We start from the raw sequence: 23889 nt of genomic DNA on the forward strand, positions 1-23889 counted from the left end.
CCCTCCGCGGGCCGGCTGCCCCACCGCGCGCGCAGCGCGCAAGCCACCCCGCGGCTCAGCTAGCAGCTGGAGATGGACAGCAGGCGGATCGTCGCGATCGCCCCCAGCACGAACAGCCCCGTGAGGAAGATCCTCCGCTTGCGCCGCAGCTGCTCGGCGGTGAGCCCGGCGCTCTCAGGCGCCTCGTCCGGCGTGATCTCCCCGTCGCCCCGCCCCGCGGGCGCTACGGCCACCTTGCTCGCCTGCATCGGCGTGCTCGCCCCGCTCGCCTTGCTCGCCGCGCTCGCCTTGCCGGTCTGCTGCGCCGCGCCGCCCGCGGCCTCCACCGCGGCGCGGCTTCGCTGGAGCTCGCCCTCCGGCGTGCTCGACGCCGCGAGCGCGCGCGGGCGCGGCGTGTCGTCCAGGCCGTCGAAATCGAGGTACTGCACCGAGAGCGCGCCCACGGCGGCGCCGAGCGGCCGCGGGGCGCCGCTCTTGCGCGCCGAGGGCGCGCTCCGCCGGCCATCCGGCGACGACGGGCGGTCCCCGGACACGGAGCGGCGGTCCCCGGACGCGGAGCGGCGGTCCGCGGACGCGGCGCCGGCCAGCGCCTTTCCCAGGAGGTCCGGCGAGCTCTGCCCCGGCCCGCTCGCCGGCGGGAGCGACGGCGCGGCGTGGCCGCCGGCGCCGCTCAGCGAGCCCGCCCTCGCGATGTAGGCCTCGACGTGCCCCTTCAGCTCGTTCCGGGCCTCATTCTCCGCGCCCTCGCCCATCCCGCGGAGGACCTGCTCCAGCTCCTCGGCCAGCTTGCCCGCGCTGACGGTGCGCCTGTCGACGCGGAACTCGGTCGCCGCGTCGAGCGCGTCCGCGAGCGGCGCGCACAGGTCGGGCAGGAGCTCGCGCGCGCGGGGGCTCGGCATCGACGCGACGCGCATGATCAGCTGCGCCTGCGTCTCGGCCTTGCGCACGCGGCTGCCGAGCAGCGCCTCGAGGAGCGTGAGCCCCAGGGAGAACACGTCCGCGCGCCCGTCGAACGGCTCGCCGCGCGCCTGCTCCGGGGGCATGTAGGGGAGCTTCCCCTTGAACACGGCGCTGTCGGCCTGCTCGCCCGCGAGCCCCGGGATCCGCGCGACCCCGAAGTCGGTCAGGCAGACGCGGCCGTCCCGCGCGATCAGGATGTTGGACGGCGAGACGTCGCGGTGGACGACCGCGTAGCGCCGCCCGTCGTCCTCGCACAGGCTGTGCACCGCATCGAGCGCCCTCGCCATCTCCCGGCCGATGTAGGCCACGGCGCGCGGCGAGAACGCGCCCACCTTCCTCAGCACGCGATCGATGGCGGGGCCGTCGATGTAGTCGAGCGCGAGGTACACGGAGCCCTCGAAGTCCCCGAGCTCGATCAGCCGGACCACGTTCGGGTGATCGAGCCGCGCGATCACCTGCGCCTCGGCGAAGAACGACTCGCGCGCGGAGTCGCCGAGCTCGGACCGCGCGGCCAGCCGCTTCAGCGCGACGCGGCGCAGGAAGCCCGGCGTCATCTCCTCCTCGGCGAGCCACACCTCCCCCATGGCGCCCTTGCCCAGCATCCGGATGAGCCGGTACTTGCCGGCGAACAGCTCCGGCAGCGGATCGGAGTCGGCGTGCTTGCGGCGCGGGCGTGAGGCGGACATCTCGGGTGTGCAGCGCAGGGCCTCGACGCTCGCCGAGCCTAGCCCTCCTGCTGCTGGTGGAGAGGGTGCATGGAGGGCATGCCCGATCCTATCGCCGCCCGCGCGCCGCAGGAATCATCGCGTCGATGCCCGGGGCGAATCCAGCCCGCGTGTACAGCGCCCCGGTCCACCCCCCGCGAGCGCGCCGGTCGCTCCATCACTCCTGCGTGTGCTCCTCGCGGATCGGCTCCCGCATGGTCGTCGCCGGGAACCACTCGAAGAAGCGGTGGATGAGCTGGCGCCGCTCGGGCTCGATGTACTCGAACACGGCGCCCCGGTCGTTGATCTCCCAGAACTCGTTGCTCGTCACGGCCAGGAGCTCGGCGCGGATCGAGCGCAGCCGGTCGGGCCGCTCGTCGCGCATGTCGCGGTAGATCTTCCGCGCGAGCGCCTCCTCGCCCTTCTGCAGGTAGTACGTGGCGAGCTTGACCTGCGCCTTGCGGACGCCGCGGAGCGACGGCTCCTGCTGGTCGAGCTCGGCCTCCTTGTCCACCTCGAGGAAGATCCGGAGCAGCTCGTCGCGGGCAGGTGCGTGGAGGTCGTACGCGCGCTCGTTGAGCACGCAGAGGTCGAACGCGACGGTCTCGGTGAGGAACGCGAGCCCCATCGCGTGCGCCGTCTGCGCGTAGTACTTGAAATACCGCGCGATATCGAGGACCTGATCCCCCCAGCCGGCCTTGAGCAGCTCCTCGGCGAGGTAGCGGTACTGGTTCAGGTTGTTGTAGGCCGCGGCGATGTCCTTCGCGTTGAGCGACCGGCGCATGTAGGTGTTGAAGAACTTCACGACGACCGCGACGGCCGCCCGGTCCCCCGCGGCGATGGCGGTCTGCCCGATGTAGCGCGTGTCGATCGCGATGCGCGTGATGAGGTCGGGCATCGCCGTGAGCGCCTCGCGGTAGACCATCAGGAACTGGCGGAGCGCCTTGTACTCGAGCCAGGTCCGCGTGGCCGAGAGCTTGCCGAGCGCCTCGGCGTTCATGCTCACGAAGTCGGTGTCCCTGGCGAGGCGGTCGCGGATCTGGAACCAGCGCGGATCGAGCGTCGCCTTGTGCGGCAGGTACGCGACGACGAGCTCCGACAGCGAGTCGACCGTCTTCGACGCGATCCCCTTGTCCTTCTGGTCGATCGCGTTGAGCGCCACGTCGGCGAGCTGCTCCAGCGACGAGAGCGCCGTCACCCGCCGCTCGTCGACCTCGCCCTCGCTCTCGCTGCCCGCGGGGCGCAGCGCCTGCTCGACGCCGCTCTTCTTGATCCGCCCGACCACGTTGTCGGGCTCGACGAAGTCGAACACGTACCCGAAGTAGGGCGCCATCATGAGCAGGCTCGCGGTGAGCAGCCCCATGGTGACGAGGACGCCGTACGACGGGACGAAGGCGTGCTCGGTCGAGCCGCCCCCGCCGGCGCGGATCGAGAAGTTGACCCACAGCGAGAACACCGCGCTGACGACGAAGAAGCCCATCACGAGCATGTTCGTCCGGTCGCGGAAGAACATCTCGGTGATCCGCGGCGTGTACCGGTTCGCGGCGAGCTGCACGATGATGGAGGCGACCGTGATGACGATGCCGAGGATGGCGGCGATGACCTCGCCGATGCCGCCCATGATGTGCTCGGCGTCGCCCGGCGACATGCGCACGAACACCTCCCAGAGCGGGAGGGGCTCGTTCCCGTCGCGCGCGATGTCGAGCAGGTAGACGGCCGACAGGGCCGCCATGCTGACGCCGAGGAGAGACGACATCGGCCGCAGCCAGACGCGGGCCACGGCCGCGCCGCCGCGGCGCCTCCCCTCGGCGTCCTCTGCGGTCCGATCCTGCGTCATGAGGTGATCGCCGCTCGATCCACGCGCCTTGCCCGCGTTCGCCACGCCAGGCGGCCGCCCGGCTATTTCTTCTCCGGGGGGCTGTCGAGATCTTCCGCGAGGTAGCTGAGGATCACCTCGTCCAGCGACTTCTCGCTGATGAGATCCTCACCGAAGATCGACGCGCCCTCCGCCGGCCTGTTGGTGGCGAAGATGCTGGCCGGGCGCGAGGCCGCGTAGCGGCCGGAGCCGGGGCCGCCGGCGAAGTGCTCGACCGCGACCGGGGCCGCGGGCGGCGGCGAAGGGTGCTCCGGGTGGACGTTGCTGTAGACGCCGGCGCCCGAGGCCGCGGACTCCGCTCGCCGCCCGATCACCGACGCGGGCGGCGGCGGGAGGTCCTGGATCTGCTGGAAGAACGGCGTCTGCGCCTCGGCCGCGGCGCGCTCGAGGGCGTCGAGATCGAGATCGATGGACGGCTCGGATTTCTTGATCTCCGGGGGCGCCGTCGAGCGCACGGCCCTGCCGGCGAGCGGGCTGGCCGCGCGCCCGCCGCCGAGCCCCTGGAGCCCGACCGGATCGAGCTCGAGCCGCGGGCGCGCGCTGGCCGACGCGGGCGCCGGCTCGGACGCCGCGGAGCGCGCCGGCGGCGCGGCGGCAGGCGCGATCGCCGGCCTCGGGGGCGGCGCGGCGGGCCTCGGCGGCGGCGTGGGCGCGGCCGGCCTCGGGCTCGGGCGCGGCGCCACCTCGGACGCGAGGGGCGGCGCGATGGGCGACGCGAGGGGACGGGACGGCGGGGACGGCCTCGGCGCGCTGGGGACCTCGGGCGACGACGGGGCCGGCGGCCGCGTGGCCGCGCTCGGCTCGGGAGCGACGCGCGCCGCTGCGGGGGGGGCCGATACGGGCGGCGCGACGGTGTCGTCGAAGAGGTAGTCGAAGTGGCCGTCGCGCAGGGCGATGAACATCGCCTTGTGCTGCTCCTTCATCATGCCGCGCACCGTGTCCGCGAGCGTGGCCAGGCCGACGTGCTCCGCGTACGACGTCTTCGTGGTCTTGAGGATGCGCCCGCCGTCGGCGAAGAGGTGCGTGATGATGTGAGGATGGCGAATGCCCGAGTCCTCGGTCTGTATGTGGAACAACCGCCCCTTGTGCCGGACGTTGTTGTTGAAGCCGAGCAAGGGCGACGGGGCTTTCACGACAGGCAATCCGAGGGTGGGGAGGTCAGGAGATCGCGCCAGAGGGGAGCGCTCGCCACGGCCGAGACTATCACAGCACGGCGCGCCAGGAACGATTCGCAGCGCGCCGGCGTTCCTTCGCCCTCCTTTGCGTTGCTTCAACCCCGGGGGGCGCATGTCGGAGCCGGCCGCCCGCCTGGCGCCGCGCGCCTGGCGCCGCGCGCCGGTCGCGTCAGGGCAGGCAGCGCTCCAGGTCGTCCGCGCTGCCCGCCTTCAGGGCGCATGACACCTCCGCCTGCGTGAGGTCGGCCTCGCAGCGGACGAAGCCGCGCTCGCCTGCCGCCTTCCGCGCCATCGCCTGCCGCTCGGCCACGTCGGACGCGGCGGGCTCAGGCACGGCCGCGCGCAGCACGAGCTCGACGTAGCGATCGAGGAGCGCGGCGCACGCCTCGGGGGACGGGCGCGCCGAGAGGCGGCGGAGCGCCGCGCGCCCGGCGACGACCCCGATCACGAGCAGCACGATCGCCAGCGTCGCGAGCACGTCGGCGCGCGTCGCGAGGCGCGTCATTCCAGGCATCGATCGACCTGCTCCGGGGTCGTCGCCTGCCGGACGCACGCCATGGCGCCGTCGGTGATGCTCCGCCCGACGCACCTGTCGATGAGCTCCTTGCCGCGGGCGTCCCGCACCGCGGCCGTGCGCTCCTCGACGACCTTCGGATCGACGACGTTCTGGGCCCGGAGCTCGATCTCGGCGCTCCGCTTGAAGATGGCCTCGCACTCGTCGCGGCTCGCCGGGTGCCCGCACCCGGCCGCGAACGACGCGCCGCCGAGCAAGGCAAGACACGACGCGAGCCAGAGGACCCGGCCCCGACCCGGACAGCCGGCGACCGTGGAGACGGAATGCCGCCTCCGCTGAAGGGAAGTTGAGCCAGGGCGGCGACGCATGGCCGCGACGATGGCCCCACGTCCGGTGGGGCGCAACCAGGTCCAGCGACTGGCCTGAAACCGGCAGCTGGCGGGGGTGGCCCTGTGGGCCCCGGTGCGATTCCCATGAGGGAGGCAAGCATTTAAAATCATTGATATTTTCTTCCAGCCTCCCGCCTCCATGTCCAGATCCGGCCACCCCCCGCTGGCCGCCTGAAACCGGGCCGAGCGCCGGTCCGGCCCGAGTCAAGATGGAAAGCTCGCGTATTGCTGGAACGCGTGTGCAGGTCTGTTAGGATTGCTTTTGTGCGCAAGGCGAGCGAGCACGGTGACAGCGTGGACGGCGCTCGATCCGTCCGTACGGGCTCCAGGGGGCGCCGCACGAAGTCGACGGCGACGACCGTTGCGGGCAGCGGGGGGGACGCTCCACGAGAGAAGCGGGCCGGCAATGCGCCGCGCCGGCGCGCGCCGCCGCCGGCGCTGACCTCGGAGGAGATGCTGCGGCGCGCGCTGGGCGCGGAGACGCCGCGCTCCCGGGCGCTCTGGGCGCGGCGGGGCCTGTCGCTCCGGGGGCCGCTCGACCGGACGACGCAGGCAATGCTGCTGCGGCAGCTCTACCTCGCCTATTTCGAGACACGCCGCTTCGAGCGGGCGGCCGAGGTGGCGGATCAGGTCCTGGCGCTCGGCGTGCTGCGCGACGTCGCCCACCAGGACGCGGCGCGGGCGAAGCAGGCGCTCGGCGACATCGAGGGGGCGGTGGGGCACCTGCGGCTGGCGGCGCGCACGGGGCCGGCGAGCCGGAGGGCGTTCCACTGGTGGACGCTGGGCAGCGTGTACCACCTGGCGCGCCGGTACGACGAGGCGATCGGCGCGCTCACGCGCGCGGCGCGCTGGGGCACGCGGGAAAAACCGCTCTACCAGGGGCACCTCGCCGTCGTGCAGTGCGAGAGCGGCGAGACGGTGGAGGGGCTCGGCACGCTGATCGACCGGCTCTCGGCGGTGCCGGCGGGTCAGGGGTACGGCCGGTTCGTGCTCGGGCAGATGGCTTATTTCGACCGTCGCTGGGGCGAGGCCAAGAAATACCTGGAAGCTTTCGTGCAGCGGAGCACCTCGGGGAGGGCCGCGGTCGCGATCGCGCTCGGCGGGGAGATCGAGGCCGCGCGCCGGACGCTGGGGTCCCTGCCGGAGCGCTGAGGCTGGCCTGAACGGACGGCGGCGCGCCGCACGACCGCGATCGCTTTGCTATAGAACCTCTGTGAAGACCGCTTCGACTCGTTTCAAGGGGAACGCCGGCGCCGTCCCGGCGGATCGTGAGCGCGGCGGGGCCGGCGCGCTGGCGGCGCTCGCCGCGCTCTCGGTGCTCGCGTTCCCGGCGCTCGCCGCGGCCGGGGATCAGCCGGATCTGTTCACCCGCGGTCTCCAGGCGGGGCCGCTCTTCGCGGGGCTCGCCGCGCTCGCGGGCGGCCTGCTCACGTGCCTCACGCCCTGCGTGTACCCGATGATCGCGATCACCGTGAGCATCTTCGGGGCGCGGGAGGCGAAGTCCCGCCGCGAGGCGATGCTGCTCTCGACGAGCTTCGTGCTCGGGATCGTCGTGCTCTTCACGACGATGCTCGTGGTCGCGGCGCTCACGGGCAGCCTGTTCGGGAGCGTGCTCTCGAACCGGTGGGTCATCGTGGGCATCGCGGGGGTGTTCATCGCGCTCTCGCTCTCCATGTTCGGCGCGTTCGACATGACGCTGCCCGACACCCTGATGCAGCGGCTCTCGCAGGTCGGCGGCATCGGCTACGGCGGCGCGTTCCTGCTCGGGCTGGTGAGCGGCCTGGTCGCGGCGCCGTGCACCGGGCCTGTCCTCACCGGCATCATCCTCTGGATCGGGCAGACCCAGAGCATCGGCCTCGGCGCGCTGGTCGGCGCCGCCTTCTCCATCGGGCTCGGCCTGCCGTTCTGGCTCGTCGGCGCGTTCGCCGTCGCGCTGCCGAAGGGGGGCAAGTGGATGCTCGGGGTGAAGTCGTTCTTCGGGATCGTGATGCTGATCGTCGCGCTCTATTTCCTGAAGACGACGTTCCCGGCGCTGTCGTCGCTCGCGCAGCCCACGCCGGTGTTCATGGCCGTCATGGCGGGCCTTGTCGTGGTCGGCCTCGTGCTCGGCGCCGTGCACCTCTCCTGGGACGACGGCGGCTCCGGGGTGAAGGCGCGCAAGGGGCTCGGGATCGCGCTCACGGTGACCTGCGGCTTCCTGCTCGTCGCGAGCCTGGATCTGCCGCGGCTCGCCTCGCCCGTCCCGTCGGCGGTGGCCGGCGAGGCCGCGCCGCGGCAGCTCACGTGGCTGCACGAGGAGCCGGCGGCCGTCTCGAAGGCGCGGGCGGAGAAGCGCCCGCTGCTCGTGGACTTCACCGCGGAGTGGTGCGGCGCCTGCAAGCAGCTCGACAAGGAGACCTTCTCGGATCCCCGCGTCATGGCCAAGGCGGCCCACTTCGTCGCGGTGAAGGTCGACGCGACGGACGACGAGGATCCGCAGATCGACGCGGTGAAGGGCAAGTACAGGGTCGTGGGCCTGCCCACGGTGGTGATCTACGACTCGACCGGGGCCGAGCGGAAGCGCTTCAACGACTTCGTCGGCCCGGAGGTCTTCCTGGCGGCGCTCGAGGGCATCCAGTAGCGCCGCACCTGCGGTGGTGCTGTCATCTGCCCAGAGAGGTTTCACATGAAGGCGGGAAGGCGGGAAGAAAGGTCAATGATCTTCCCGCCTTCCCGCCTTCATGTGCATTACTCCGGGGCCAATCGGGTCGCCACGACCCTGCGCCCCTTCCTGCTCGCCGCCCTCGCGCTCTGCTTCGTGGTCATCGCCGGCTGCGGCGCTCCTCCGGGACCGACCACCGGGACCGTGGTGATCGGGGTGACGAGCGAGCTGCGCGCCGGGGTCGAGCTCGATCGGATGCGCGTGGCCCTGCGCGCCGGCGGCGAGCTGCTCCGCGAGGACGAGCTGGCGCAGAACAGCGGGCAGCTGTTCTTCCCCAGGGAGTTCTTCTTCAGCGATCTCGAGGACGGGACGGCGGTGGAGATCTCCCTGGAGGCGTTCGGGGCGGAGGACGCGGAGCGGCCGCTGCTCGTCCGCACCGCGTCGACCCGGGTGATCGGCGGCCGCACGCTGCTGCTCCCCGTGCGCCTCGAGCGGGAGTGCGCCGTCGCGCCCGGGGATCCCACGTGCCCGGCGCCGCAGACCTGCGTGGCCGGCGGCTGCAGCGCCCCCGACGTGGATCCCCGGCGGCTCGAGCCGTACAGCGCCTCGTGGAACGCGGACGCCGAGCCGGACGCCTGCAAGCCGTCCGGCGGGGGAGCGCCGGTCGTCGCCGTCGGCGAGGGGCAGGCCGACTACTTCGCGCTCGAGGATCTCGACGAGGTCCAGGTGGAAGCGGGACCGCAGGGCGGGTTCCACATCTTCGTCGCCATCCGGCTCAAGAACCTCCGGCGGTCCGGCTCGATCACGGTGGTGAACGGCGTCGTGCCCGAGCTCGGGTACGCGATCGAGCCGCTCAAGGTCATCTTCACCCTGGATCAGGACGAGGGTGGCTTCTGCAAGCTCGCCGGGCTGCGGTTCCGGCTGGACGGGGAGCGGACGATCGACGAGCTGCTCGGGAAGGTCGTGGACGTCGAGGTGAGCGTCACCGATACCGACGGGGACACCGGGACCGGCAGGCGCAAGGTGACGCTCTCGCAGACCCTCCTGTGACGCGCGGCCTCACTTGCGCGCGGCGCGCCAGCGGGTCATCGAGCCGCCGGTGAGCAGGTCGAGGGACGCCTCGGCCTCGATCGCCGCGAGCGTGGCGGCGCGCTGCTCCTCGGGGCTCCGGCCCGGGTCGGCCGCGAGCGCGACGGCGCGCTGCCAGGCGAAGAGCAGCTCGAGCACGCGCGCCGTGAGCTTCGCCTGCAGCTCGGCGCGCTCGCGGCGGAGGCGCTCCAGGGCGATCTCCTCGTCGGCGAAGAGCAGGCGATCGAGCCGCCAGGTCGCGCGCGCTTCGAGCCAGAGGCTCATGCCGCCGGAGGCGGTCCTCCGCGCCGGATCGTACTCGGTGGGGGCCAGCTTCTCCGCCTCGTCGATCAGGCGCGAGACGCGGAGGCGGAGCTCCGGGAGCAGCGACGACGTCCGGGCGCGCGACGCGATGGCGTCGATGCGCGCCTCGGGATCGAGGAGGCGCGACTGCCGCAGCGCCGCCTCGACGATGGCGCGGGCCATGGCCGGCGTGACCCGGACCGGCAGCGGGAGCGGCGGCTCGACCCCGGCAGGCGGCGCGGCGGGAGGTGCCTCCGGGAGCGCGGGCGCCGGCGCCGCGCGGGGCGGGCTCGGAGGGGCAGGTTTCAGCCGAGGCGCTTCGGGTTCGGCGATGGCGGAGGGAGGGGGCGCGCCGGGGCGCTCGGACAGCCGCTCGAGGGGGATGCTCGCGAGCAGCATGCCGCTGACGGAGCGCTCGCCGCCGTCGAGCCGAGCCAGGCCGAGCTGGAGCGAGACCGAGAGCGGTTGCGCGCGTCCCGGGGACGGAGCCCAGAGCTCGTGGGGCGCGGCGTCGAGGCGGTCCACGCGCGGGTCGAACGCCGTGGGCTCATCGTCGGAGGGGACCTCGGCGCGCGCCGCTGGCGCGGACAGAGCGCAGGCGAGCGCGCCGAGGAGGAAGAGAGCGGAGCTGGCGATGGATCGGTGGTTCGTTTGCACCCGAGCTGGGTCGACCACCGCGCGCCGCCAGTTGCGTGAGCCGGTCGTCCGGCTCGCTCAGCGGTTCCCCGAAGGCGGGCGCGCCCGGGTGGCGAAGCTTCGCCAGAGCTGGGTTCCGCCGCCGAGGGACCGAGCCCGGAGCGCCTCGCTGGCGTGGGGCTGACCGCTGGGCCCTGGTCCGGCGCGCCGGAGCGCCTCGCTGGCGTGGGGCTGACCGCTGGGCCCCGGCCCGGCGCCCCGGCCGCCCCCCCGGACAAGGTCGCTCGACCCGCCGCGGGTCGCCGCGACCGCCTGCGCGAGCGCCTCCGGGGTCGGCACCGTTCCCGAGGGGAAGCGGGGCGGCCCTTCGCTCGACGGACCGCGGGTCGCCGCGACCGCCTGCGCGAGCGCCTCCGGGGTCGGCGCCGTTCCCGTCGGGAAGCGGGCGGGCCCTTCGCTCGGCGAGACGAGCGCCGGTGCCGCAGGGATCGCTGCGCTGGGGCCGGGCGTGACCACATCGGGAGCGGGGCCGCCGGGCGGGGCCGGTGCGGCAACGCCAGGAGCGGTCTCGCTGCTCGACATGGGCGCGGGGGCCGCCGTGGCGTCGCTGCTCGCGGCCGGTACGGCACCTTCCGCAGCAGCGTCACGGCCCGCGGCCGGTACGGCACCTTCCGCAGCAGCGTCACGGCCCGCGGCCGGCGCGGCAGCCTGCGTGGCGACATCGCTGCCGCCGGCGGGCGCCGCCGCGGCCGCCCCGGTGTCCGCGCTGCTGCGCGCGGCCGGCGCGCTCGGCGCCGGTGGAGGCGCGGTCAGGGAATCCGCGCTCGCAGCCTGCGTCGCGGCGGCGGGTCCCCCAGCCTGATCGCTCGCACCTGAAGTTGGCGGCGACGCTCCGGACACGTCGAGCGTGCCGGACGCCGGGGACGGCGCATCGCCGGCGGCGCCCTCGAGGCGCGGCTGCGCGTCGCTCGTCGGTGCGGTGGGGCCGTCCGCCGGGATCTCGTCCTGGAGCGCCGCCTGTGCGGAAGCTTCGGGCTCCGGCGGAGGCGACCTCGGCGCGACCGGCAACGGGCGTGGCGCAGCGACCTCGAGGCCCACCGCAAAGGGCTCGAACACGTCGCCGTCGAGCCAGCCCGTGCACATCCGGAGGTGCGCGCCGGCCGGGATGTCGCGCACGAACATGTCGCCGAAGAGCGCGTCGATGGCGAGATCCCGCTGCGCGACCACCGGCCGCTCCCAGCTCGGGAGCACCGCGACCACGCGGATCACGAGCTGGCCTTCCGCGCGACGAGCGCGCGCCCGCGCGAGCGTCCGGGGACGCACCTCCCAGTAGACGTAGAGCGTCTCCGGATCGACCGCGAGGCCGACGACCTCGTCGACGTTGTACCGCGCGGGCAGCTCCGCGCGCTCGTCCTGCAAGGCCGCAGCCAGGCCGAGGGCCGCGCCCGCGGCGACGCCTTCCGCGATCGCCGCCGGCGCAGGAGCATCCGCTGGCGAGGGATCGCGCGGCGGGTGCGCCGGGGCAGGGTCGGAAGCTACGGAGACGGGCTCGGGCTGCCGATCCTGCTCGCCCGGGATGGGGGGCTCGATCGGCTCGCTCGAGCCGGCGTCCCCCGCCGCAGGAGCGCCCGCGGCTTCGACGCCAGCGTCCTTCGCGGCCTCGGTGTCTGCGCCGGCGTCCTCCGCTTCCGCCTCGGCGGCCTCGGTGTCTGCGCCGGCGTCCTCCGCTTCCGCCTCGGCGTCCTCCGTGTCTGCGCCGGCGTCCTCCTCCTCCGCGTACTCCTCCTCCGCGTCCTCCTCCTCCGCGCCTCGCGCTTCCGCGCCCTCTCCCTGCGCGCGCTGCGCCTTCTCGAGCAGCCGCTCCCGGAGCCGCCGCGCCTCCTCGTGCTCCGGCTCGCGCGCGAGGAGCTCGTCGAGCACGGCGATGGCGCGATCCGTATGCCCCTGGGACGCGTAGATCTCCGCAAGCGTCGTGGTGGCCCGCGGCCGCGGCGGGGGCGGCGGCCACTGCTCCGGCGGGGCCTCGCCGCGCAGCGCGCGCGCGGTCTCCGGCATGTGCAGGCCGCGCTCGACCACGCGCGAGAGCAGATCGCGCGCCCGCCCGAGGAAGCCGCGCAGGCGGGCCCGCTCCGGCTCGCCCTGCGCGGAGCGCGCCAGGATCTCGTCGACGAGCTCGGCCTTCGTGAGCACGCGCGGCCGCGGCACCCCGAGCCCCTCGGCGCGCGCTATCAGCTCCTCCCGCGTCAGCCCGTCGAGCTCCCGGCGCTCCATCGCCGTGGACGCTACCACATCCTGCGCTCGCCCACGTCGCGGGGCCGCTCAGCGAAAGGCGCCCTCCGCCGCCGGATCCTCGGCGAGCGGCGCGAGCCGCGCGCGCGCAGCCTCGGCGTCGCGCGCGATCTGCGCCTTGAGCTCCGGCAGGCCCGAGAACCGCCGCTCCTCGCGCAGCCGGGCGATCAGGTGCACCCGCAGCGCCGCGCCGTAGAGATCCTCGTCGATGTCGAAGAGGTGCACCTCGAGGTTCGGCCGCGCCTGCCTCGACGGCTCGACCGTCGGCCGGACGCCGAGGTTCGCCACGCCGCGGGCGAGCGCGATCGCCCGGCCCGACGGCGTCACCCGATCGACGAGCGTCGCGTAGACGCCGAACGGCGGGAGCGCCTCCTCGATCTCGTCGAGGTTGCAGGTGGGGAAGCCGATCGTCCGGCCCCGCCGGGCCCCCTGCGCGACGACGCCGGACAGCATGTGCGGGCGCGACAGCATCCGCTCGGCCGACTCGAGATCCCCGCGCGCGAGGGCCGCGCGGACGCGGGTGCTCGACCACGCCCCCTCGGCGTCGCCGACGAGCGGGTGCGATCGCGTCTCGAAGCCGAGATCCTCGCCGAGGCGGCCGAGCGTCGTGAAGTCCCCGGCGCGCCCGTGGCCGAACCGGAAGTTCGCGCCGACCAAAACGACGCGCGCGGCGAGCCGATCGAGCAGCACGCGCCGCACGAACTCCTCCGGCGTCTGGGCCGCGAACGCGCGGTCGAACGTCACCACCTCCACCCGGATCGCCGGCCGCACGCGGCGGATGAGCTCGATCTTGCGCGGCAGCGCCGTCAGCGTCGGCGGCGGGGTGCGGCCAAGGACGCTCGCCGGATGCGGCGCGAACGTGAGCGCCACGGGATCGAGCCCCCGCCGCTCGGCGTCCAGCGCCGCGTCGGCGAGCAGCGCCTGGTGCCCCCGGTGGACGCCGTCGAAGTTGCCGATGATGACGAGGCTGCCCCGCGGCCCGACCGCGGCGCGCCCATCCTGCCCGCCTGCGGCGGCAGCAAAATACTCCACAGCCGCTACCTAACCCGAAGCAGCGCCGAACGAAAAGCCGGCGGATAGGGGAGTCGCCCGGCACGATACGCCTGTCCAGCCAAGCGTCCGATGTACAGAGTCGCTTGACGTGTCCATGCCCGACTGATAGAGCCGCGCTCCCGTAAATGGGCTGGAGGCGCGCCGTGTTTAAGAGAGTCAGTATCTTCTCCGGCAACGCCAATTTCGCGCTCACCCAGGAAATTTGTCAGGTTCTGGAGCAACCGATGGGGAAGTCGCGCGTATCGCGCTTCTCCGACGGGGAGACGTTCTGCGTCATCCAGGAGAACGTCCGAGGCGTCGACACCTACGTCGTGCAGCCCACCTGCTCGCCGGTGAACGACAGCGTGATGGAGCTCCTGATCATGGTCGACGCGCTCCGCCGCGCCTCGGCCGGCTCGATCACGGCGGTCATCCCTTACTATGGCTATGCCCGGCAGGACCGGAAGGTCGCGCCGAGGACGCCGATCACGTCGAAGCTTGTCGCCGACCTCATCGTCGCCGCCGGGGTGAACCGGATCGTCGCGCTCGACCTGCACGCCGGGCAGATCCAGGGCTTCTTCAACATCCCGTTCGACCACCTGTACGCGATGCCGGCGCTGCTCGAGCATCACCTCCGCGAGCACTACGGCAAGGACGTGGTCATCGTCTCGCCGGACGCCGGCGGCGTGGAGCGGGCCCGCGCCTACTCGAAGCGCCTCCAGGGCACGCTCGCCATCATCGACAAGCGCCGCGAGCGAGCGAACGAGAGCGAGGTCATGAACATCATCGGCGAGGTGTCCGGCAAGCACTGCCTCATCCTCGACGACCTCATCGACACCGCCGGCACCCTGGTGAACGCCGCCAACGCCCTGATCAAGCAGGGCGCCAGGAGCGTCGCCGCCTGCGCGACGCACCCGGTCCTGTCGGGTCCGGCGGTCGAGCGCATCAAGGACTCCCCCCTCACCGAGGTCGTGGTGACGAACTCGATCCCGCTCTCGGACGAGGCGAGGGCCTCCGGTAAATTCAAGGTCGTCTCGGTGGCGCGGCTGCTCGCCGAGGCGATCCGCCGCATCCACCACTCGGACTCGGTGAGCTCGCTCTTCGTCTGACCGGCGGCGGGGCGCGCGGGCGCCCCTGTCGCCCCGCGCTCACGCAACAAAATGCGTCGCCCGGCGACGAAGGCTCGACTTTCTCTTCTTCGTTTTGCTATAGCGCCGCACCCTACGCCGGAGTGGACCGCACCGCGGGCCTCCGGAACACTTCTGGAGCCGTCGTCATGGAGATCATCAAGCTCAACGCCACGAGGCGCGAGGATAGCGGCAAGAGCGCGTCGAGCCGCCTGCGCCGCGCCGGACAGATTCCCGCCATCGCCTACGGGCGCGAGCTCGCGCCGCAGTCGGTCGCCGTCTCGCCGAAGGCGCTCCTTCAGGTGCTCGGCTCCGACCACGGCAAGAACTCCGTGGTCGAGCTCGCCATCGAGAACGGCGAGACGCTCACCGTCATGGTGCGCGACTACGACTACCACCCGATCTCACGGGAGCTCGTCCACGCCGACTTCATCCAGGTGAAGCTCGATCAGCCCGTCGACGTGCAGATCCCCTTCCGCTGCGTGGGCAAGCCGAAGGGCGTCGTCACCGGCGGCATCCTCCAGCAGATTTTCCGCACGATCCCGGTGCGGTGCCTGCCCGAGAAGATCCCGTCGTTCATCGAGATCGACGTGACCGAGCTCGACATGGGCGAGTCGTACAAGGCCAGCGGGCTGAAGCTGCCCGAGGGCGTGAAGGCCCTGCTCGCGGACGAACAGACGATCGCGGTCGTCAACGCGCCCGAGAAGGCCGGCGCCGAGGAAGAGGCGAAGCCCGCTGCCGGCGCGCCGGCGGCGGCCGCTGCTCCGGCCGGCGCCGCGGCCGCTCCCGCGAAGGGCGGCGCTGGCGACAAGAAGGACAAGAAGTAGCCCCGGCGCGGGAGCGGGCCGCCCCTCGCCTCGGCACCACGAGGCGCGCGCGGCCCGCCCTGCCCTGCGCTCCGTCCCCGCGCGTCGCCGCCGGCTCGGCTGGCCCGGCCTGCTCCGATTCCAGGGACTCAGCAGAACCCGCTCGTCATGCTGCTCGTGGTCGGCCTGGGAAATCCGGGCAAGGAATACGCCGCTCACCGGCACAACGTCGGCTTCATGGCCATCGACGCGCTGGCCGACGAGGTCCGGGCCGATCCGTTCCGCGAGAAGTTCTCGGGCGTGCACGCGAAGGCGGAGATCGCCGGGCAGCCGGCGATCCTGCTCAAGCCGATGACCTTCATGAACGAGTCGGGGCGCAGCGTGCAGCCGGCGATGGCCTTCTTCAAGGTCGAGCCGTCCTCGCTGATCGTGCTCCACGACGAGCTCGATCTGCCCTTCGGCGCGGTTCGCCTGAAGGTCGGCGGCGGGCACGCGGGACACAACGGGTTGCGCTCGATCATCTCGCACTGCGGCACCGGCAACTTCGGGCGCGTCCGCCTCGGCATCGGGCGGCCGCCGGCGGACTACCGGGGCGAGGTCGCGGACTACGTGCTGTCGGGGTTCGACGCCGTCGAGCGCGCGGGCCTGCCCGACGGCTTGAAGCAAGCCGTCCAAAGTGTGCTAGAAGTCGCCGCCCGCGGCTTCGACGCCGCGATGAACGTTCGAAATACCCGGCCCAAGCCGGGCAAGAGGCAGAAGGGCGAAGGGGACGGGTCGACAGATCCAGCCCCTGCCGCAAAGGGAGAGAGGGATCCCCTCCCCCCGACGCAGAAGCCCTGATCCTCGACGGAGACAGCTTGCCGAGCTCGCCGGTGCGTCGCTCGACAAGCTGCTCCTTTCCTCGCTCCGGGGCGTCGCCCCGGGGCCACAGGCCGAGAGGGAAGACCGAAGAATGAGCCGACAGGTAACGGCGCCCGGGCGCGCCAGAGAGTACGAGACCATCTACATCCTGCGACCCGACATCGACGCCGACGGCGCCGAGAAGATCGGGTCGCGCCTCGCCGAGGTCGTCGGACGCGAGTCCGGCCGGCTGACCAAGGTCGAGACGTGGGGACGCCGCCGCCTCGCGTACGACATCGCCAAGCACCGCCGCGGCGTGTACGTGTACCTGAAGTACCTCGGGGGCGGGAAGGTCGTCTCCGAGATCGAGCGCAACCTGCGCCTCTTCGACGGCGTGCTGAAGTACCAGACGGTGCTCGTGCGCAACGACGTCGAGGCCCAGGACGTCACGATCGCCGACGAGGACGTGAAGTTCGAGCGCCTCGAGCTCACGCCGCTCGAGGACGACCGCGACGATTCGCGCGAGCGTCAGCTCGGCCTGATCGAGCCGGAGCGCCGCATCGACCGGAGCTCCGAGGCGGCCCCGCCGGACGTCGACGAGGCTGAAGAGACCGAGACGGAAGGCGCCGCCGACGAGGAGGAGAGCTGAGCAATGAACGGCCGCAACAGTGACATGGGCCGCAACGGCGGCGGAGACTACGACGATCGCGACTTCGGTCGCACGCCCGACCTGAACGCGGACGCCCCGGGGCGCCGCCGCACGGGCCGGAAGCGCGTCTGCCGCTACTGCGCGGACAAGGCGTTGATCATCGACTACAAGGACCCGCAGGCGCTCAAGTATTTCATCTCCGAGCGCGGCAAGGTCGTCCCGCGCCGCATCAGCGGCAATTGCGCGCGCCACCAGCGCAAGGTGACCCTCTCGATCAAGCGCGCGCGCAACATCGCGCTCTTGCCGTTCACCGTGACGGCGTAGGAGGTCGATCATGGCAATCCACATCCATGTGGTCCTCACGGAGGACCTCCACAACGTCGGCAAGAGCGGCGAGCTCGTGAAGGTTCGCCCCGGCTTTGCGCGCAACTACCTCATCCCGCGCGGCCTCGCGATCGGCGCCACCGCCGAGAACGTGTCCCGGATCGAGCACGAGAAGCGGGTCGCCGAGTCGCGGGCCGCCAAGACGCGCGCCGAGGGGGAGCAGCTCGCGGGCAAGCTCAGCCAGGTGAAGCTCACCATCAGCCGCCCGGTCGGCGAGGGCAACAAGCTGTACGGCTCGGTCACGGCGCGCGACATCGAAGAGGCGCTCGCCGCGCAGGGCTTCAGCGTCGACCGGCGTCGCATCGAGACCGACACGATCAAGACGCTCGGGGCGCACGCCGTCGTGATCCGCCTTGCCCCGTCCATCACGGCGTCGGTCGAGGTCACGGTCGCCGCCAAGTAGCGCCGGAAGCGCGGCTCGCCCGCGCTTCCACCTCGTCCGCAAAGCGCGGCTCGCCCGCGCTTCCACCTCGTCCGCAAAGCGCGGCTCGCCCGCGCTCCCGCCGCCCACGCCCGCCTCACCCGCGCTTCCGCCTCACCCACGCCCGCGCGACGTCGTGCCCCCGCGCCACCGCGCGCAGCAGAAGCGCCGGGTCTGCCCACCGCGTTTGCTCCTCCCACACGAGGCTCGCCAGCATCCCGGCGCAGAACGCATCCCCCGCGCCCGTCGGATCGATCGGCCGGACCGGGCGCGGCGCGATCGCGCGCTCGCCCTCCGGGCCGAGCACGAGCGTCGCCCGCGCGCCGTCCGTGACGACCAGCGTCGCCTCGGGCCGGAGCCGGTCGCGGAGCGCGCGCGCCGTCATCCCCAGCACGTCGAGGTCGCCGGTGCTGCACTTCACGACGTCCGCCTGCGCGAACAGCCGGAAGCAGCCCCGCACGCCGGCGTCCGCCCCCGGATGCGGCGCGGCGCGCCCGGCGCGCGGCCACATCCGCGGGCGCGCGTTGATGTCGACCGAGACGGCGCACCCTTCGCGGCGAGCGCCCGCCGCTGCCCGCGCGAGCGCGCCGATCGCCCCGCGCACCGGCGCGATCCCGGTGAAATGCACGACCCGGGTCTGCCATCGCGCCGGCAGCGCCGCGGCGAGCGCGCGCGCCTCGAGCTCGCCCTGCCGGTAGCCGGCGAAGCGCGCCTCGCCGCGCGTGATCGCCACGAACATCAGCCCGGTGCGCGCCGCGCCCAGCGCGAGCCGGCCCACATCGACGCCGGCCGCAGCGACCTCATCCCTCAGCCCGCGCCCCAGGGCGTCGTCGCCCAGCGCGGCGCACAGCCCCGAAGGCACGCCGAGCCGGGCGAGCGCCGTCGCGGTGTTCACCGCGCCGCCCCCCGCCACGCGGCGCAGCAATTTTGCCCGCTCCAGCGGAACGCCCTCCGGCGCGTAGAGGTCCCACAGCGCTTCACCCACGCAGACCACTTCGGTGGGTTCAATCCTTGTTTGACGCGTTTTGTGATCCACAATGGCGGCTCCCCGCGACGGCGCATGCCCGGGCGCGAAGCGTCATCGCAGCTGAGTCAAGCGGGAAAGGAAATGCCGATGAGACCGGGGTTACTCGATTTCCATACCTTGCCGCTCTCGGCAACGCCTCGGCGCGTCGCTCCCCCGCGATCGGAGCGGCGCCCCTCGAACGTGGAACCTGCATTGGGATGCCCACCGCACGAACGCTCACTGCAATGCAAACAGAAACCCTTCTCAGGGCTGCCCATGTTCTGATAGACGGAAATCGACCCTGCACCCGACGCCCCGAAGGACCGTTGCGCCTTCGGGGCGTCGCCCATTTCGACGCCTGTGGAAAAGCTCGGGGCGGGATGGGGGTAATCGGTGGGGAGGAGATGCACGGATGATGAGAATGATGGATCGCCGGGGCCAGCGGCCTCAGAGGGTCGAGCCTCCCATCGTCGCCGGACGCGTGCCGCCGCACGACCTCGACGCCGAGGCGGCGGTGCTCTCGGCCATCCTGCTGCACCGCGACGCGCTCGATCGGGTGCTCGAGATCCTGAAGGCGGAGCATTTCTACAGCGAGGCGAACAGCCGCGTCTACGAGGCCGCGCAGGAGCTCGCGTCCGCCGGCACGCCCCTCGACATCGTCTCGGTGGCCTCCTGGCTGCGCGATCGGGAGCGCCTTGCCCAGGTGGGCGGCGCGGCGTACCTCGCCCAGCTCGCGGACGCGACGCCGGCGGTCGCGCACGTCGGCGCGCACGCGCGCGTCGTCTACGAGAAGTGGCGCGTGCGCCAGCTCATCGCCACGTGCCAGCGCGTCGCGGCCGAGGGGTACGGCGACGTCGGCGTGGTGCAGGAGTTCATCGACGGCGCGGAGCAGTCGGTCTACCAGCTCGCGCGCACGCCCCAGGGGACGGCGACGCAGCCGCTCGCGCAGGTGCTCAAGGCCGCGTTCGAGCAGATCACCGCGGCCGCGGAGCGCGGCGACCGCATCACGGGCATCTCGACCGGGTACGAGAAGCTCGACGCCAAGACGGCCGGCCTGCACGACGGCGACCTCACGATCATCGCCGCGCGCCCCGGCATGGGCAAGACGTCGTTCGTCCTCAACCTCGCCGTGAACGTGGCGTCGCCGCGCACGGTGAGCTCCCCCGGCCCCGACCAGGCGGGGCACGGCATCGAGCGGCACGAGCCCGGCTTCGGCGCGGCCGTCTTCTCGCTCGAGATGCCGCGCGAGCAGCTCGCGACACGTATGGTCTGCTGCGAGGGCCGCGTCGACCTCGGCAAGCTCCGCCAGGGCTTCCTGCAGCCCGACGACTGGCGCCGCCTGACCGAGGCCGCGTCCTTCCTCTCGACCCTGCCCGTCTGGGTCGACGACACGCCGGCGATCACCCTCCTCGAGCTGCGCGCCAAGGTGCGGCGCATCCAGGCCGAGTACGACCGGGGGCCCAGCGACGGCAGCTCGGGGCGGCGCATCGGGCTCGTCGTCATCGACTACCTGCAGCTCATGAAGGGGCGGGACGGCGTGAACAGCCGCGAGCAGGAGATCAGCGAGATCTCCCGCGGGCTCAAGCAGCTCGCGAAGGAGCTCAAGGTGGCGGTCATCGCGCTCTCCCAGCTGAACCGCGCGGTCGAGACCCGGACCACCAAGGACAAGCGCCCTCAGCTCTCGGACCTCCGCGAGTCCGGCGCGATCGAGCAGGACGCCGACAACATCATCTTCATCTACCGCGACGAGTACTACAACCCGGAGACGACCAACCACAAAGGCATCGCGGAGCTCATCGTCGCGAAGCAGCGCAACGGGCCGACGGGCAAGGTGATGACGCGGTTCACCGCGTCGTGCACCCGGTTCGACAACCTCGCGCCCGGCGACTACCCGGAGATGGCGGACGACGAGTAGACGAGCCGCCGGCGGCGTGACCGCCACCGAGCGGTCCTGACCCAAGCCGCGCCGCGGCCGTGCATCGGAACAGCACCGATGATCCGCTCGCCCGAGAGGTCCCTCCGCTCCCCCGCTTTCCCCCCGCGCGCCTGGCGCACGGCGCGCCGCTCCCTGAACCCTGCGGGCCTGGCCGCCCTCGCGTTGGCCTGCGCGACCTGCGCGCCGCCCGTGCAGGGCGGCAGCGTCGTCGTGTCCTCCGGCGCGGCCGGGCGCCTCGGCATGCTCTGCCGGTGGGGGTACGGCGGCGGGGAGCAGGGCGAGCTCTGCCCGAGGGCCGAAGGCGCGGCGCGGCCGGCGCGCGTCCGGCGGATCACGGGGCCCGCGGACGCGCTCTCGGGGCCGCTCGCGGCGGGGCGGCGCGGCGACTACGTGCTCGAGAACGACGAGATCGCCGTGGTCGTCGATCAGCTGGGCCCGGGGGCCGGCCTCGCCGAGAGCGGCGGCCACCTCATCGACGCGGCGGACGCGCGGGCGCGGCGCGACGAGCTCGGGCAGATCGTCCCGCGGATCGGCGCGCCGCCGCGGCAGGTGCTCTACCGCGACATCGCGACGGGCGCCGGCGAGGACGGCGCCGCCTGGATCGAGGCGCGCGGCGAGGTGCGCGGGCGCGAGCTCGCCGGCGGCGCGCTCTCCGTCACGACCCGCTACACGCTCGGGCCGCGCGATCGGGCGGTCGTGATCGCGACGTCGCTCCGGAACGACGGCGATCGCCCGGTCGAGGCGCTCGACCTCGGCGACGTCGTCCACTGGGGGTCGGCGGAGCACGTCGCGCCCGGCGTGGCGCCGGGGCACCGCGGCGATCACGAGGCGCCGTACCTGGCCGGCGTCGGGGCGGGCGTCGCGTACGCGCTCGTCCCGGCGGACGGCGCGACGATCCGCGCGCGGAGCGGCGCCGGCTTCAGCGACGCGACGTTCGCCCGGCAGGCCGCGCTGCCGCCCGGCGGGCGCGCTGCCTACCAGCGGGTCCTCGCGATCGCGCCCCGCGGCGACTCGCTCGCCGTCGCGACGGAGGTCTTCTTCCTCGGCGGCGGCGCGCCCGGCGGGGTGGCGCTCGCGCTCGTGGACGCCCGCGGCGCGCCGCTCCCGCCGCTCGCCGGCAGGGCGACGCTGACCCCGATCGCCGAGGGCGGCGCCGCGCCGGCCGCCGGCGCGCTCGATCTGTGGTTGCGGACCGGCGAGGACGCGCCGCTCGCCGCCGAGGCCCCGCCCGGCCTCTACCTCGTCGGCTTCGAAGGGAGCGGCCGCCGCGCGCTGGGGAGCGCGCGGATCCGGATCCGCGCCGGCGAGATCGCTCCCGCGCGGCTCGCGCTCTCCGGCGCCGGCCGGCTCGACCTCCAGCTGCAAGAGCGCGGCGCCCCGGAGCCGGCCGAGGACCCGGAGCTCCTCGGTCCGCTCACGCCGGCGAAGGTCAGCCTCTTCGACGCCACGACCGGCAAGGCCGTATCGCTGCCCCGGCTCACGTTCACGGGCGAGCTCCAGATCCCCCTGCCCCCCGGGCGGTTCCGGGTCGTCGCCTCGCGCGGGCCCGAGTACGCGCTCGCCGAGGCGATGGTCGACATCGCGGACGGCGGCAGGTCGCGGCTCGATCTCACGCTGGAGCGGGTGGTCGACACGTCGGGCTACATCGCCTGCGACCTCCGGCAGCACACCGCGCAGAGCGCCGACGCGGGCGTCGACATGACCGCGCGGATCGTGTCGAACCTGGCGGAAGGCGTGGAGTGCGCTGTGACGAGCGAGCACAACCTCGCCTTCGCCTCCGATCTCCGGCGGGACATCGCCCTCCTGGGGATCGAGTCGCAGCTGCGCATGCTCCCGGGCGTGGAGCTCACGAGCGGCCGGAGCGGCGCCGGGATCGGGAGCCTCAGCGTGTTCCCGCTCGGCGCGGAGGCGGCGGCGCCCCGCGAGGGCGCGCTGCGGTGGGTCGACGAGACCGCGGGGGAGATCCTCCGCGAGGTGCGCGCGCTGCCCGGCGAGCGCGTCGTCCAGGTGAGCCGGCAACACGGCGGTGGCTCATCGCTGCACGGCGGCGGCTCACCGCTGCACGCGGCCGGGGCGCCGCAGGACGCGCCGGACCCGGGCCCGAGCCTGCTCGCGCAGATCGTCGGGGACGGCGCCGGCGCCGATGCCGTCGAGGTCTGGACCGGGCGCGAGGTTGCCGCGCGGGACCGCGCGCTCGAGGAGCTCTGGGCGCTGCTCCGCGCGTCCCGCCCGGTCACGCCGACGGCGACGAGCGACACGCACGGGCTGCACGGCGCGGAGGCGGGTTACCCGCGCACGTACATCGCCGTGGCCGACGATGATCCGGGCCGGCTCGACGTGGCCGACCTCGTCGCGGGCCTGCGGCGCCGGCGCGACGTCGTGATCACGAACGGTCCGTTCGTGACGATGCGCCTCGGCGACACGCGCCAGGGCGGCGTCGCGTCGGCACGGCGCGGGACCCGGGGCGGGCCGCTGTCGCTCTCGATCCGCGTCGAGCGGGCCCCCTGGGTCGACGCGCGCGAGCTCCACGTGCTCGTCGGCGGCGTCGCGAGCGGCGCGCCGATCCCCCTGGAAGGCGCGCGCACGACGCCCGCGGGCGCGCTCCTCGACGAGATCGCGATCCCCGTCGTCCTCGGAGCCGGCGGCGGGCGGCGACCGCCGCGGCCGGGCGCCCGCGACGGCGGTGCGCCCGGCGACCAGCGGCCCGGGCAGAGCGGGCGCGGCGCGATCTCGGTCACCGAGGACACCTTCGTCGTCGCGATCGTCCGGGGGCGGCGGCCGCTCGAGCCGGTGCTCACCGGGGATCCGGGCGAGATCCTGCCGTTCGCGATGACGGCGCCGCTCTGGATCGACGCCGACGGCGACGGCCGCTCCCTCGGCCGCGCGGTGGAGCCGTGAGCGCGGCGAACTCCGTGGCTCGCTCGATGAGAGCGCGAGCTGGCACGACTGCGGGAGGTTACCCCGGATCAACAGACAAACCGCCAAGGCGCCAGGGCCGCCAAGAGGAGAGAGGAAGCGCCGTCCCCGCATTTTCCCCTCCTATTTCCCTGGTTTCTTGGCGCCCTTGGCGTCATGGCGGTTCGTCTCCCGACCCGACTTCCCGCAGTAGAGCCAGGGCCTGAACGCGCGTCGC

At 73.4% G+C, this 23889-nt stretch carries 20 protein-coding genes; 11 read left to right on the forward strand and 9 right to left on the reverse strand.

Translation table 11 applies throughout. From position 1 onward, the window contains the following. Positions 1-59: 59 nt before the first annotated feature. The 5 genes from WMF17_RS35630 to WMF17_RS35650 form a co-directional block, all read right to left on the reverse strand. Positions 60-1646: a protein kinase domain-containing protein gene (locus WMF17_RS35630; protein ID WP_437645481.1), complete on the reverse strand. Its 1587-nt coding sequence runs from the start codon at positions 1644-1646 to the stop codon at positions 60-62. A 196-nt stretch (positions 1647-1842) separates the two neighbouring features. Continuing rightward, on the reverse strand, positions 1843-3501 hold the full coding sequence (locus WMF17_RS35635; RefSeq protein WP_437645483.1) for a DUF2254 family protein: 1659 nt from the start codon (positions 3499-3501) through the stop codon (positions 1843-1845). A 62-nt stretch (positions 3502-3563) separates the two neighbouring features. Continuing rightward, positions 3564-4673 (reverse strand): hypothetical protein, encoded by a 1110-nt coding sequence (locus tag WMF17_RS35640; protein WP_437597826.1) that lies wholly within the window; start codon positions 4671-4673, stop codon positions 3564-3566. A gap of 211 nt (positions 4674-4884) precedes the next feature. Beyond that, entirely contained in the window at positions 4885-5229 is a 345-nt protein-coding gene (locus WMF17_RS35645) for a hypothetical protein (protein WP_437645485.1), read from the reverse strand. Further along, positions 5217-5486, reverse strand: a complete 270-nt coding sequence (locus tag WMF17_RS35650) for a hypothetical protein (RefSeq protein WP_437645487.1) — start codon at positions 5484-5486, stop codon at positions 5217-5219. Before WMF17_RS35650 ends, WMF17_RS35645 begins: the two co-directional genes overlap by 13 nt. A gap of 396 nt (positions 5487-5882) precedes the next feature. Here WMF17_RS35650 and WMF17_RS35655 point away from each other — a divergent pair, with 396 nt between their 5' ends. The 3 genes from WMF17_RS35655 (at position 5883) to WMF17_RS35665 (ending at position 9309) form a co-directional block, all read left to right on the forward strand. Further along, entirely contained in the window at positions 5883-6770 is an 888-nt protein-coding gene (locus WMF17_RS35655) for a tetratricopeptide repeat protein (protein ID WP_437597829.1), read from the forward strand. A 61-nt stretch (positions 6771-6831) separates the two neighbouring features. After that, complete coding sequence (locus tag WMF17_RS35660) at positions 6832-8238, forward strand: protein-disulfide reductase DsbD family protein (protein ID WP_437645489.1); 1407 nt, start codon at positions 6832-6834, stop codon at positions 8236-8238. 75 nt (positions 8239-8313) lie between these two features. Continuing rightward, positions 8314-9309, forward strand: a complete 996-nt coding sequence (locus WMF17_RS35665; RefSeq protein WP_437645490.1) for a hypothetical protein — start codon at positions 8314-8316, stop codon at positions 9307-9309. Between the two features lie 9 nt (positions 9310-9318). Here WMF17_RS35665 and WMF17_RS35670 read toward each other — a convergent pair whose 3' ends face one another. The 3 genes from WMF17_RS35670 to ribF are packed head-to-tail and all read right to left on the reverse strand — an operon-like array spanning position 9319 to position 13587. Continuing rightward, positions 9319-10287, reverse strand: a complete 969-nt coding sequence (locus WMF17_RS35670; RefSeq protein ID WP_437645491.1) for a hypothetical protein — start codon at positions 10285-10287, stop codon at positions 9319-9321. A gap of 57 nt (positions 10288-10344) precedes the next feature. Then, positions 10345-12555: a DUF4912 domain-containing protein gene (locus WMF17_RS35675; RefSeq protein WP_437645492.1), complete on the reverse strand. Its 2211-nt coding sequence runs from the start codon at positions 12553-12555 to the stop codon at positions 10345-10347. Positions 12556-12585: 30 nt separating this feature from the next. Beyond that, the gene (ribF, locus tag WMF17_RS35680; RefSeq protein WP_437597834.1) at positions 12586-13587 is read right to left on the reverse strand and encodes a riboflavin biosynthesis protein RibF; all 1002 of its coding nucleotides are present in this window, start codon (positions 13585-13587) and stop codon (positions 12586-12588) included. 146 nt (positions 13588-13733) lie between these two features. Between ribF and WMF17_RS35685 the strand changes: the two genes are divergently transcribed. From WMF17_RS35685 to rplI, 6 genes are all read left to right on the forward strand, one after another. Beyond that, on the forward strand, positions 13734-14696 hold the full coding sequence (locus WMF17_RS35685) for a ribose-phosphate pyrophosphokinase (RefSeq protein ID WP_437480630.1): 963 nt from the start codon (positions 13734-13736) through the stop codon (positions 14694-14696). Positions 14697-14863: 167 nt separating this feature from the next. Next, a complete protein-coding gene (locus tag WMF17_RS35690; protein ID WP_437597835.1) occupies positions 14864-15541 on the forward strand; it encodes a 50S ribosomal protein L25/general stress protein Ctc in 678 nt (225 codons plus the stop codon). A gap of 147 nt (positions 15542-15688) precedes the next feature. Continuing rightward, a complete protein-coding gene (gene pth / locus WMF17_RS35695) occupies positions 15689-16360 on the forward strand; it encodes an aminoacyl-tRNA hydrolase (RefSeq protein ID WP_437645494.1) in 672 nt (223 codons plus the stop codon). A 112-nt stretch (positions 16361-16472) separates the two neighbouring features. Continuing rightward, a complete protein-coding gene (rpsF, locus tag WMF17_RS35700) occupies positions 16473-17009 on the forward strand; it encodes a 30S ribosomal protein S6 (protein WP_437597837.1) in 537 nt (178 codons plus the stop codon). A gap of 3 nt (positions 17010-17012) precedes the next feature. After that, positions 17013-17333 carry a 30S ribosomal protein S18 gene (gene rpsR, locus WMF17_RS35705; RefSeq protein ID WP_437480642.1) on the forward strand — a complete coding sequence of 107 codons (321 nt, stop codon included), beginning with the start codon at positions 17013-17015 and terminating at the stop codon, positions 17331-17333. A 10-nt stretch (positions 17334-17343) separates the two neighbouring features. Further along, positions 17344-17796, forward strand: coding sequence for a 50S ribosomal protein L9 (rplI, locus tag WMF17_RS35710; RefSeq protein WP_437597838.1), 453 nt, complete (start codon positions 17344-17346; stop codon positions 17794-17796). A 115-nt stretch (positions 17797-17911) separates the two neighbouring features. Here rplI and WMF17_RS35715 read toward each other — a convergent pair whose 3' ends face one another. After that, on the reverse strand, positions 17912-18850 hold the full coding sequence (locus WMF17_RS35715) for a PfkB family carbohydrate kinase (RefSeq protein ID WP_437645496.1): 939 nt from the start codon (positions 18848-18850) through the stop codon (positions 17912-17914). Between the two features lie 382 nt (positions 18851-19232). Between WMF17_RS35715 and dnaB the strand changes: the two genes are divergently transcribed. Both dnaB and WMF17_RS35725 read left to right on the forward strand, forming a co-directional pair. Then, positions 19233-20735 carry a replicative DNA helicase gene (gene dnaB / locus WMF17_RS35720; RefSeq protein WP_437597840.1) on the forward strand — a complete coding sequence of 501 codons (1503 nt, stop codon included), beginning with the start codon at positions 19233-19235 and terminating at the stop codon, positions 20733-20735. Between the two features lie 78 nt (positions 20736-20813). Beyond that, a complete protein-coding gene (locus WMF17_RS35725; protein ID WP_437645498.1) occupies positions 20814-23654 on the forward strand; it encodes a hypothetical protein in 2841 nt (946 codons plus the stop codon). Positions 23655-23889 lie beyond the last annotated feature (235 nt).

This window comes from Sorangium sp. So ce362, from assembly GCF_051519845.1.
GTDB lineage: Bacteria > Myxococcota_A > Polyangia > Polyangiales > Polyangiaceae > Sorangium.

Excerpts from the sequence above, each read along its gene's own strand:
- rpsR (WP_437480642.1), top strand. The coding sequence starts at position 17,013 with ATGAACGGCCGCAACAGTGACATGGGCCGCAACGGCGGCGGAGACTAC.
- WMF17_RS35725 (WP_437645498.1), top strand. The coding sequence starts at position 20,814 with ATGATCCGCTCGCCCGAGAGGTCCCTCCGCTCCCCCGCTTTCCCCCCG.
- dnaB (WP_437597840.1), top strand. The coding sequence starts at position 19,233 with ATGATGAGAATGATGGATCGCCGGGGCCAGCGGCCTCAGAGGGTCGAG.
- WMF17_RS35690 (WP_437597835.1), top strand. The coding sequence starts at position 14,864 with ATGGAGATCATCAAGCTCAACGCCACGAGGCGCGAGGATAGCGGCAAG.
- WMF17_RS35630 (WP_437645481.1), bottom strand. The coding sequence starts at position 1,646 with ATGTCCGCCTCACGCCCGCGCCGCAAGCACGCCGACTCCGATCCGCTG.
- rpsF (WP_437597837.1), top strand. The coding sequence starts at position 16,473 with ATGAGCCGACAGGTAACGGCGCCCGGGCGCGCCAGAGAGTACGAGACC.
- WMF17_RS35685 (WP_437480630.1), top strand. The coding sequence starts at position 13,734 with ATGGGCTGGAGGCGCGCCGTGTTTAAGAGAGTCAGTATCTTCTCCGGC.
- WMF17_RS35665 (WP_437645490.1), top strand. The coding sequence starts at position 8,314 with ATGATCTTCCCGCCTTCCCGCCTTCATGTGCATTACTCCGGGGCCAAT.
- WMF17_RS35645 (WP_437645485.1), bottom strand. The coding sequence starts at position 5,229 with ATGCCTGGAATGACGCGCCTCGCGACGCGCGCCGACGTGCTCGCGACG.
- pth (WP_437645494.1), top strand. The coding sequence starts at position 15,689 with ATGCTGCTCGTGGTCGGCCTGGGAAATCCGGGCAAGGAATACGCCGCT.
- rplI (WP_437597838.1), top strand. The coding sequence starts at position 17,344 with ATGGCAATCCACATCCATGTGGTCCTCACGGAGGACCTCCACAACGTC.
- WMF17_RS35635 (WP_437645483.1), bottom strand. The coding sequence starts at position 3,501 with ATGACGCAGGATCGGACCGCAGAGGACGCCGAGGGGAGGCGCCGCGGC.